The sequence below is a fragment of the Streptomyces sp. URMC 126 genome (assembly GCF_051386555.1).
In the GTDB taxonomy this organism is placed as follows: domain Bacteria; phylum Actinomycetota; class Actinomycetes; order Streptomycetales; family Streptomycetaceae; genus Streptomyces.
Window position 1 is genome coordinate 1 of sequence record NZ_JBPQTX010000260.1, and the last position, 10,182, is coordinate 10,182.

Genomic DNA, 10,182 nt, shown 5'->3' on the forward strand with positions numbered 1-10,182 from the left:
CGCGTCCCCCTCCGCGCCGGCCGGACACCGGCGCGGAGGGGGACGCGGTACCGACGACCGCCGCCTACCGGGCGGAGGCGCCGGCGCCCGACCTCCGCGGCAGCAGGAAGCTGACGGCGAAGCAGAGCGCCACGAGCCCGAGGCTTGCCCACATGGTGGCGGTGAACCCGGGGGCGTAGCCGTGGGCGCGCCCGCCGGTGTGGGAGTCGCGGACGGCGAAGAAGAGGGTGCCCATGACGGCCACACCGACCGAGGCGGCGAGCTGGGCCACGGTGTTGAACAGGCCGGAGCCGGAACCGGCGTGCTCGCCGGGGATGTTCTCCAAGGTGAGCGCGGCCAGCGGCGCGACGGTGAGGCCGAGGCCCAGCCCGCCGACCGCGACGCCGGGCAGGAAGTCGAGCCAGGTCGCGTCGGGGGCGGCCGACCGCGCGGTGAAGGCGAGGAGCAGGAAGCCGACGGCCAGGACGACGAGGCCGAGCTGCACGGTGGCCCGGCCGATCTTCGGAAGGAGGACGGCCGCGCCGACCCCGGCACCGATCGTGGTGGCGATCGGCCAGGGCAGGATGGCGACGCCGGCGGCCATCGGGCTCATCTCCAGACCGGCCTGGAGCAACTGCATGAAGGTGAGGAAGAAGCCCATGACCGGCAGGAAGAAGAGGAACTGCAGCAGCAGCCCGCCGCCGACCGACCGTAGCCGGAACAGCGACATCTCGACGAGCGGCGTCCGTCCCGCACCGGACAGCCGCCGCTCGTACCGGTGGAAGAGGAAGAGGACGGCGACGCCGAGGGCGAGGCAGACGTAGGTCCAGGCGGGCCAGGGCCGCTCCTCGCTGCCGGCGATCAGCGGATAGAGGACCAGCACGAGACCGGCCCCGGAGAGGAGCATGCCCGGTACGTCCGGCCGGGGCCGGTGCTCGGCTCGGCCTTCGGGCAGCACCCGCGAGGCGACGACGAGCGCCAGGACGCCGACCGGGATGTTGAGCCAGAACACCGCGCGCCAGCCCTGCCCGAACAGGTCCGCCTCCAGCAGGGCGGCGCCGAGGATCGGGCCGACGGCCGAGGCGAGGCCGTTGAGCGAGGAGAACGCGGCCATCGCTCCGCCGCGCTCGTGCGGCGCGTACATCAACTGGATCTGCGACAGCACCTGCGGGACCATCGCCGCGGCGAAGACGCCCTGGATCACGCGCGTCGCCACCAGCAGTCCGGCGGTGGGCGCGGCGGCGCACAGCGCCGACGCCAGGGTGAACCCGGCGACGCCGACGAGGAACACCCGCCGGTAGCCGTACAGGTCCCCGAGGCGCGCCCCGGTGATGATGCCGAGCGCGAACGCCAGCGTGTATCCGGCCAGCAGCCACTGCAACTGCGCGGAGGAGGCGTTCAGATCCTCCCGGACGGAGGGGAGGGCGACGTTCATGACGGTGGCGTCGAGCAGGTCCATGAAGCTCGCCAGCAAGATCACGACGAGTGCGACGGTCCGTGCCCGGCCGGACGCGGCGGTGGTGGTGGCGGTGGCGGGTGGAGCAGAGGTGTCGGTGGACACTCGGGACCCTCCGGTTCGCGAGGCGGGCGCAACGGCCTATGATGACTGCATCGCTAAGTATCTTATCGATGAAGCTAAAAGGGGACGGCGATGAGTGTCAAACCGACGAGCGGGGAAACGGACGTCGCGGCGGACGCCCTGGCCGACCGCATCATGCTGGCCATGACCGACCTCGCGGGCGCCCTCGGCCGGCTCCACGACCGGACCGCCCAGCAGCTGAACATGGCCCCCACGGACCTGCTCTGCCTCCACACCCTCGACCGGGAGGGCCCCACCACCGCCGGCACCCTCAGCACCCGCCTGGGCCGCACCACCGGCGCGGTCACCCACATGCTCGACCGCCTGGAACGGGCCGGTTACGTCCACCGCCGCCCCCACCCCGACGACCGCCGCCGCGTCGTCGTCGAAGCGGCCCCGGAGGGACTGGCCCGCATCGCGGCGGCCTACAAGGGCCTCGAAGCGCGCAGCCGCGTCCTCATGTCCGGTTTCTCGGCCGACGAACTCCGCGCGATCCACGCCTTCCTGACGGGCAGCCGGGACGACGCGCTGGCGGAGTCGGAGTCACCGGGGAAGTAGCCCGCGCGCGGGGGCACGCCCGCAAAGGGGAGGCACCACCGGAAGCGGAGGACGGGACGGCAGACGGCCGGCGATCGGCGGGCCCGCCCCTCCGCGGCCGGCCGCCCGAACTCCGTCAGGTCGAGCGGCCGGGCGGGACGCGCATGCGGTGTGGAGGGCTTCGGAACCTCCGCCTGCCGCGCGACGAGGCGGGGCGACTCGTGAGCCCTCAGGTGCGATCAGGGAGAAGGCCGCGGAGGGCGACGGCGCATTCGGCCGGTAGTACGGGACTCCGGCGCCGCGGCGGGCAGGCAGGATCTTCCTTGCCGAGGGTGGTGGGGGAGTCTCAGGTGTCGCGGCGCTGCCGGCCCTGATCGGCCGTCGCGTCCCTGCTGGTCTCCAGCCAGGACCGCGCGGGCTCGGCGGGCCGCGTGGTGTCCACGGCGAGGTGCAGCCGGGTGCCGCCCTCACGGCCGGCCGGGTAGCTGCGCTGCTCGGTGGAGTCGAAGCAGCGCCGGAGTACCTCGGCCACGCGGCGGGCGGTGTCGGGGGACGCGGCGACGATGCGTACGTCGGCCCGTCCCGGCGGAGGCGCCGGTTCCACCGGGCCGTGGACGGCCGCCGTACGCTCCGTGGTGGCCGGTGCCGCGACGGGCCCGGCGAGAGCGGGCTGAGCCCCGCCGTCCGTCTCCCAGGCCCCCTCGCCCTCCCAGACCCCTTCGTCTTCGCCGGTCCGGTCGGCCTCCGGCCGGCCCTGCTCGCCCGCCAGCCGCTCGTCCTCCAACAGCTCGCTCGCGGTGAGCAGGCTGCCCGGGACGGACGCGGCGGCCATCAGCCGGCCGGCTGCGGCCGGTCCGGTTTCCGGCGGGATGATCAGCAGGTCCCAGCGGCCGGCGGGGGAGAGCAGCAGCAGCTTGTGCCGGTCCTGTTCGGCGTCGAACCGACCGATGCGCAGGGTGTGCCCGATGACGGGCACCTTGCGCGGGATCACGGGCCAGAAGGCCGGGTTCACCGTGACGCGGGTGATCCGCCCCCAGCAGCGGTCCAAGCGTTCGATCAGTGGCGGGAGTTCCCGGCCGAGGTCGCGCGAGCGGGGCCACCAGGCGCCGTCCAGGAGGCCGGGGACCGAGCCGGGAGTCAGCGAGAGGCGGGCGCGTAGTGGGGGAACACCCGTGTCGACGGGCGTACGGCCGGTGGTCACGGTCATGATGCGGACCTGTCCCCGGGCGCGTCGTCGGCTGCCCGGCATGGTGTTTCGCCGAGAACGACACCCGCGTGGAAGCCGGTGTGCGAAGGGTTCCCGGTGCTTCCACCCTACTCCGGCGCCGGCGTACCGGGACCCGGGCGGACGGACGAGCCCGGGAACAAAGGTCCAGCGTCATTGTGTACGGCTCGGTGGCCCGCCCGCCGGGGTAGCCTGGAATCACCGCGGACGCCTCCCCCTCCGCCGCCGAACGCGGCGGAACGGTGAACGGACGACGCCGAATCCGCGGAGACAGGCTGGGCATCATGGCCGATTCCGACGCAGCACACACTCCCGGTCTTCTGCCGGACACGGGCCATCAGGCCGCGAAGCCCGGGACGGCGCTCCTGCGGCTGGAGACCACCCGTACCCGCGAGGGCATCCTCGACGGTGCCTGGTGGCCACGCTCCCGCGACGTCGCCGCGGAACTCCCCGGCCTGATCACCGCGCTGACCGAGCACCTGGGCCCGGTGGCCCGCGTGGGCCTGGACGCGGCCGCCTGGGAGGAGTTCCCCACCCGCCTGACCGTCGACGGCCGGGTGGTCCACCTCGACTCCTTCCCGGTCGGCGACGACACGGTCCTCGTCACCCGTGGCGACAACGACCACTTCACCCTCTTGGTGGTGCCGCCCGACGCGGAACCCGAGGCGGCGCGGACCGCGATGGCCAGGGCCGTACGGGCCGGCAACACCACCCAGGCCGAACAGATCCTCATCGACACCGGCACCGCCGGGCAGGGGCCGGGAAAGGGCTGAGAACCCGAAAGCCCCTCCCGGGAGGGAGGGGCGTCACCGGCTGGGGCCGAGGCGGGCGGCGGAAGCCCGTGCCCGGCCGCCGGCCGCCGGTGGAGCCGACGACTCGGGGTCAAGCCGTACCCGTACCCGTACCCGTACCGGTTTCCGGGTAGTGCCCCGACGCGTCCTCGGGTGCGGGGGCCTCGTCCTCCCCGAAGTCCGGGGCCTGGAAGGGGTTGTTCGCCGGGGCCGGCGATGTCGTGGAGGAGCGGCGGGGTGCCCGTTCCGGAGCGGAGAACAGCGAGGTGGGACCGATGAGAGATCTCCCTTTGTCGGTGCCGGCCCCGAGGGGCCGGCGAGGCGCGGTGGCCCTACAGCTTGGTCATCTTGGCGTATGGACTCGGGATCCGTTTCTGCGTCGACCCGAAATCCACGAGCGCCGCGCTTCCGTCCTCGATACCGATCACCCGGCCGAGGCCGTACATGTCGTGCGTCACCTGGTCGCCCACGGCGAAGTCCTCGGGGGCCGGTATGTCCCGGACCGCGAAGGGGCTGGTGGGCAGGTGACGTTTCACTGCGGCAGGCTTTGTCATTGTCTCCATGATGCGCCCGCGGCCCCCCTTCGCGCTGCCGTCGAGTGCGTCGGATCGGACACGAAAACGGCACGACGGCGCTCACCGAGGAAGCGGAGCCGACACCCCCGGGCGCACCCGCACCCACCACCACCGCTCTGACCAGCAAAAATACCCTCTCGGAGGGCCTGAACGGTGCGCCCCTCAGTAGGAACTCCGGCGCCGGGATCGTCAGGCCGAAGTGCATCCGGCCGCTCGCGTCGGCGTGCGTGGGGTGATGGCGACGGCGATGCCGATGATGAGCGCCGGCCGTGGTTGATGATCTACCGGAACGACCGGAGGCTCCGCCTCGGGCTTCCGAAGGCGCTCACCTCACCGCTGCGGTCGTTGATCGTTACGGCGAGCGCCTGGACGGGGGTCTCCGTGTTCGGGGCGCTGCGACGAGGCGATACGACCGCTGACGGGCGGCTGCCGTCACTCTGCTTCGAACGCCTCGCTCGCGGAGACGCCGGAGAGCCACCGTGAGGCCCAGGTTTCGGCACTCTCTGGCCTCTTCGCGTGCGCGATTGCCCTGAGACTCGCCTTCGAGGAGCGAATGGAGGCTGTCCATCAGACCGGTGCCCGCCAGGAAGTGGGCGAGTGAACTACGCACCGTCCGAAAACGATTGAGGGCACGCGCTGCTTGCTGTGCGTGGGGTAGATCGACATAAGGTCAGGCAACGTGGCGATGACCTGGCGTACGTCTGCGCGGAAGCCGGTCCACTATTTTCCTGCGTCCGCCAGAAGCCGTCGACGGCGTGCGCGAGACGGCCGGAGCGTCTGCCTGTGCCCCTACGCCGAGATCCACCCGCGCGAGAACCACGTGTGGTCCGTCAGGGAGCAAGCCCGCGGGGAAGAAGGGCTCGGCTCCGCTCACCTCGCGGGGCAACTGGTCCCGGAACGGGCCGTCCCCGACCGCGTTCCCATGAAACCAGTCGCGGTCGTACAAGGTAACGGGGCCGAACGTCTGGACCAGCCCACGATCCGGGCCTTGGCGAAGGCGCGCCACACCACGTGATGGGCGTGACGCGGAGGAGCCGTCAGCAATCGCTCGCACAGAGCGAGACCGGATTCTTCGGACAGCCCGGCTGCTGACGTGACGTCTCGATGCGCGTACGTCTCCGGGCGCCTGCTGACCTGGACGTTGTCCAGCATCTCGTTCATGAGCCAGCACGGCCTCACCGCCTATCCACCGGAAGAAAGCATTCCGCCGCCTCGTCCGGAGCGGTGAGGTCGCACGCTTGCCAGCCGTAGAAAGACCGAGTCGTATAGTCCCGTTGGGTTAACGGGCTCGCAGTGCAGGTGCTGCACCAAGAGAGGCAAATGTCCGATTCCACAGAAGTGAGTAAAAACCGCATCCCACAGCGACAAACATGCAGGTCGCGCCCTGTGATCCCCGCGCACGCGGGGGTGGCCCCCGTGCGGACGGCTCCCGATGATGCGCGTCCCGGTGATCCCCGCGCACGCGGGGGTGGCCCCACCACCATCATGTTCGGACTCGACACCAAGTCGTGATCCCCGCGCACGCGGGGGTGGCCCCGGTCTCCTCCGACTACGGCAACATGGAATTGCGTGATCCCCGCGCACGCGGGGGTGGCCCCGGGAAGTCGAGCGCGCTGGCCGACTCGCCGCGGTGATCCCCGCGCACGCGGGGGTGGCCCCGCCTGAAGCTCGCTGTCGGCGTCGGTGGTGTCGTGATCCCCGCGCACGTGGGGTTGGGCCCCGGAGCAGGGCCCTCGGCAGGCGGGTGTACGGCGAGCGGAACACTCGGTTGACGAAATGGCTCCATGGCGGGGTGCCGCCGGTTCCGGTGGCGGAGTGGGTGGGTGTCGGCGTGCCGGTACAGCCGGGCACAGCCGCTGTCGTTCGCCCCCGACAGGGCGGTGGCAGCGGCCCCGGCGACGCCCCGTGCATGGCCCTGGCCAGCAAAAAGACCCTCCCGAAGGAGGGCCTGAACGGTGCGCCCCCGGCAGGACTCGAACCTGCGGCCAAGCGCTTAGAAGGCGCCTGCTCTATCCACTGAGCTACGGGGGCCGGTGTGGTACGGCGGTGTCGCGGACGGCTGAAGCCCCGGGCTCGGTGGTGCCGTGACCTTGCCGGGGACAAGGATAGGGCTCCGCGTACCTCGTCCCGGTTGCTTCACCTCCGTGACACGATGTGGAGGTTCGGTGAAGCGGTCCTGATAATCGCAGGCGAGTGCGAATCGTGCACCGTTTTTGACGCCTCCTGCGGCGGGTGTTGTGTACTCGTTATGCCCGGGCCCCGCTCGCCACGCCCCGCGCGGCATGGTCTATACGCTTCAAAAACACCTCAGAATTGGGCATTCTGCACATGTGGCGACCTTGGACGTACGGCCCCGGCTGATCGACGCGCTGTCCGCACTGCGCGACCGCGTCGACGCCGCTCGGTTTCCGCTCCCCCTTCCCGGCGCCGTTCGCGCCCGTCGCAACCGGGCCGAGCTCCTCGCGCAGCTTGACGACTACCTCGTGCCCCGGTTGTGCGCCCCTGAAGCGCCCCTGTTGGCGGTGGTCGGGGGATCCACGGGGGCGGGGAAGTCCACGCTGGTGAACTCGCTGGTGGGGCGCCGGGTGACGGAAGCGGGGGTGCTGCGGCCGACGACGCGGGTGCCGGTGCTCGTCTGCCATCCGGATGATCATCATTGGTTCGCGGGACCGCGGGTACTGCCGGCGTTGCGGAGGGTCCGGGTGCCCGCGCGCGACGGGCTGCTGGAGGACGTACCCGTAGAGGTGACCCCTACGGGTGACGAGGACGACGACCGGCCCGGTCTGCGGCTGGAGACCGACCTGGCGTTGCCCCGGGGGCTGGCGCTGCTGGACGCGCCCGACATCGACTCGCTGGTGGAGCGCAACCGGGAGCTGGCGGCGCAGCTGATCTGCGCGGCTGACGTGTGGGTGCTGGTCACCACGGCCACCCGGTACGCGGACGCGGTGCCCTGGCACCTGCTGCGGGCGGCCAAGGAGTACGACGTCACGCTGGTGACCGTCGTGGACCGGGTGCCGCACCAGGTGACGGGGGAGGTCGCGCGGCAGTTCGGGGCGCTGCTGGAGGCGGCGGGGCTGGGGGACGTACCCCGGTTCACCATCCCGGAGCTGCCCGAGTCGGTGGCCGGTGGGAGCGGGCTGCTGCCCGTCACCGCCGTCGCGGGGCTGCGGGCCTGGCTGATCCAGCGGGCCCAGGACCCCGCCTCGCGGACGGTGGCCAGGGCCCGTACCGCCAACGGCGTTCTGGCGTCGCTCGGTTCGCGGCTGCCGGGGCTCGCCGGGGCGGCGGCGGGGCAGCACTCGGCGGCGGTGCGGCTGCTCCAGCGGGTCGAGGACGCGTACGCCCGGGCCGCGGATCGGGTCCGGCGCGACGCCGCCGGGGGCGAGGCGCTGGCCGGCGACGCGCTGACGCACTGGCGCGGCCACCCGCGCGACAGCACCTCCGACGAACTGCTGACCGCCCTCACCAACGCCTTCGTCGCCCTGCTGGCCTGCGCCGTCGACGCCGCCGACGAGGAGATCGCCACCGCCTGCGCCGGTGATCCGGCCGCCGCCACGGCGCTGGCCCCGCGGGACGCGGAAGGCGCCGTCGCCCGGATCGGGGTGGCGGTGCGCTACTGGCGCCGCTGCCTGGAGGAGCACGCGGAGGAGGAGGTGCGGGAGGTCCGTCAGACGAGGAACCTCGAACGCGGTTCCGTCCCCGACGCGGACCGGGTGACCGCGCTGCTGGCCGCCGCCCTGCTGGGCGGCCGGCGGGCGCAGTCCGCGAGCGAGGCGCTCGCCGAGGCGCTCGGCGCACGGGGCGCGCTCCGGTTGCGTGACCGCGGCGGCGCGCTCCTCGACGAGTGCGTGGAACGCGTGCTGGAGTCCGAGCGCGACCGCCGGACCGCCCCCCTGGAAGCCCTCGACGTGACCCCCGACCACCAGGTCGAACTCATCGCCGCCCTGTCCGTGCTGCAGAAGGAAAGGTGACCGCGGTGCACTCAGCCGACAGCCGCCGCGGGCCGGGGAGGCCGCCCGCGTCCGACGCCGTCGACCGGTCCTGGGACGACGGACTCATCGCCCGCCGCGCCCGCCCGGAGCGTACGGACCCGGACAAGGCGCGCCAGGAACGGCGGGAGCGCCCGGCGCCCCCCGCGCGCCCCGCGCCGAACGTCGCCACCGTCCTGAGCGCCCCCCTCCTCACCCGGCTCGACGCCCTGCGCCAACTGGTCGGCCTCTCCCGGGCCCGGCTCGGCGGCGGCACGCTCGACCAGGCCGGACGGGTGCTGGAAGAGGCCGCCACCCGGCAGCGGCACCCGCTCGACCTGACCGTCGTGGCCATCGCCGGCTCGACCGGAAGCGGCAAGTCCACCCTCTTCAACGCCCTCGCCCGCGCCCATCTCTCCGAAGCCGGGGTACGCCGCCCCACCACCTCCGCGCCCGTCTCCTGCGCCTGGACCGACCGCGCGGACGGGCTGCTGGACCGGCTCGGCATCCCCGCCTCCGCCCGCTGCCGCCCGCCGCGCCCGTGCGACCCCGCCTTCGCCGGGCTCGTCCTCCTCGACCTCCCGGACCACGACTCGGCGGCCCCCGGCCACCGGGAGCAGGTGGACCGGCTGCTGGGACTGGTGGACGCGGTGATCTGGGTGGTCGACCCGGAGAAGTACGCCGACGCGGTACTGCACGAGCGCTACCTGCGGCCGCTGGCCGGCTACGCGGAGGTCACCTTCGTCGTCCTCAACCAGCTCGACCGGCTCTCCGGGGACGCGGCCGACCAGGTCCTGGACGACCTCCGACGGCTCCTCGACGAGGACGGGCTGGCCCTCGGCGAGCACGGGGAACCCGGCGCGGCGGTCCTGGCCCTGTCCGCGCTGACGGGTGAGGGGGTCGGGGAACTACGCGAGGTCCTCGGCCAGTTCGTCACGCGCAGGAAGGCCGCCGAACTGCGCCTCACCGCCGACGTCGACGGCGCCTCCGCGCGCCTGCGCGACGTCTACGTCGCCGAGGGCCGCCCCGGGCTGACGGACGGGACGCGGCTGGACTTCGAGGACCGGCTGGCGGAGGCCGTCGGCGCCCGCGCGTCGGGGCTGCGCGCCGAACGGACCTGGCTGCGCGGCGCCGAACGGGCCTGCGGGACGGTCTGGGGCCGCGCCTGGCGGCACCATCGGAAGGCCCGGGGAGCGCGAACGGGTGAGGCCGCCGCGGGCAGCGGTGCGGATGTGGCGCCGCCGCAGCGGCGGACCGCCTCCCGGCCGCTGGTCGAGCAGGCGGTGCGCACGCTGGTGCACGAGGCGTCCGCCGGGCTTCCCGAACCGTGGGCGCTGGCCGTCCGGGAAGCCGCCGTCGGCGGCGCCGAAGGGCTGGCCGAGGCGCTGGACGAGGCGGGAGCGGCGGCGTCCCTGCCCGCCGCGCGGCGTGGCGCGTCCGGCGTCCGGTGGACGGGCGGGCGGCGGACGGGGAGCCGGCGGGTTCCGCTGGGGTACCGGCCGGCGGGGGCCGGTGGGGACGCGTCGTC

The 10,182-nt window shown here is 73.3% G+C and carries 7 protein-coding genes, 1 tRNA gene and 1 CRISPR repeat array; of the genes, 4 read left to right on the forward strand and 4 right to left on the reverse strand.

Annotated features, from left to right (window positions below):
- Nucleotides 1-64: 64 nt before the first annotated feature.
- The gene (locus ACSNOK_RS25450) at nucleotides 65-1,540 is read right to left on the reverse strand and encodes an MFS transporter (RefSeq protein ID WP_436783099.1); all 1,476 of its coding nucleotides are present in this window, start codon (nucleotides 1,538-1,540) and stop codon (nucleotides 65-67) included.
- Nucleotides 1,541-1,630: 90 nt separating this feature from the next.
- Between ACSNOK_RS25450 and ACSNOK_RS25455 the strand changes: the two genes are divergently transcribed.
- Nucleotides 1,631-2,116, forward strand: a complete 486-nt coding sequence (locus ACSNOK_RS25455; protein ID WP_436783100.1) for a MarR family winged helix-turn-helix transcriptional regulator — start codon at nucleotides 1,631-1,633, stop codon at nucleotides 2,114-2,116.
- Nucleotides 2,117-2,441: 325 nt separating this feature from the next.
- Here ACSNOK_RS25455 and ACSNOK_RS25460 read toward each other — a convergent pair whose 3' ends face one another.
- Nucleotides 2,442-3,302: a DUF5994 family protein gene (locus ACSNOK_RS25460; RefSeq protein WP_436783101.1), complete on the reverse strand. Its 861-nt coding sequence runs from the start codon at nucleotides 3,300-3,302 to the stop codon at nucleotides 2,442-2,444.
- A gap of 302 nt (nucleotides 3,303-3,604) precedes the next feature.
- Here ACSNOK_RS25460 and ACSNOK_RS25465 point away from each other — a divergent pair, with 302 nt between their 5' ends.
- Entirely contained in the window at nucleotides 3,605-4,093 is a 489-nt protein-coding gene (locus ACSNOK_RS25465; RefSeq protein ID WP_436783102.1) for a DUF5994 family protein, read from the forward strand.
- Between the two features lie 350 nt (nucleotides 4,094-4,443).
- Here the strand turns inward: ACSNOK_RS25465 and ACSNOK_RS25470 are convergent, their stop codons facing one another.
- Nucleotides 4,444-4,665, reverse strand: a complete 222-nt coding sequence (locus tag ACSNOK_RS25470) for a hypothetical protein (RefSeq protein ID WP_436783103.1) — start codon at nucleotides 4,663-4,665, stop codon at nucleotides 4,444-4,446.
- 1,407 nt (nucleotides 4,666-6,072) lie between these two features.
- Nucleotides 6,073-6,406: direct repeats of the CRISPR family, unit length 29 nt; unit sequence GTGATCCCCGCGCACGCGGGGGTGGCCCC.
- A gap of 238 nt (nucleotides 6,407-6,644) precedes the next feature.
- Nucleotides 6,645-6,717: transfer RNA gene (locus tag ACSNOK_RS25475), tRNA-Arg, on the reverse strand.
- A gap of 308 nt (nucleotides 6,718-7,025) precedes the next feature.
- On the opposite strand from ACSNOK_RS25475, the gene ACSNOK_RS25480 reads away from it, so the two are divergent.
- Both ACSNOK_RS25480 and ACSNOK_RS25485 read left to right on the forward strand, forming a co-directional pair.
- On the forward strand, nucleotides 7,026-8,657 hold the full coding sequence (locus tag ACSNOK_RS25480) for a dynamin family protein (protein WP_436783105.1): 1,632 nt from the start codon (nucleotides 7,026-7,028) through the stop codon (nucleotides 8,655-8,657).
- On the forward strand, nucleotides 8,654-10,182 hold a 1,529-nt coding region (locus ACSNOK_RS25485), incomplete at its 3' end, for a GTPase (RefSeq protein ID WP_436783104.1). The genes ACSNOK_RS25480 and ACSNOK_RS25485, both read left to right, overlap by 4 nt.

Coding starts and splice junctions, on each gene's coding strand:
- ACSNOK_RS25465 (WP_436783102.1), top strand. CDS start 3,605: ATGGCCGATTCCGACGCAGCACACACTCCCGGTCTTCTGCCGGACACG.
- ACSNOK_RS25455 (WP_436783100.1), top strand. CDS start 1,631: ATGAGTGTCAAACCGACGAGCGGGGAAACGGACGTCGCGGCGGACGCC.
- ACSNOK_RS25470 (WP_436783103.1), bottom strand. CDS start 4,665: ATGACAAAGCCTGCCGCAGTGAAACGTCACCTGCCCACCAGCCCCTTC.
- ACSNOK_RS25460 (WP_436783101.1), bottom strand. CDS start 3,302: ATGACCGTGACCACCGGCCGTACGCCCGTCGACACGGGTGTTCCCCCA.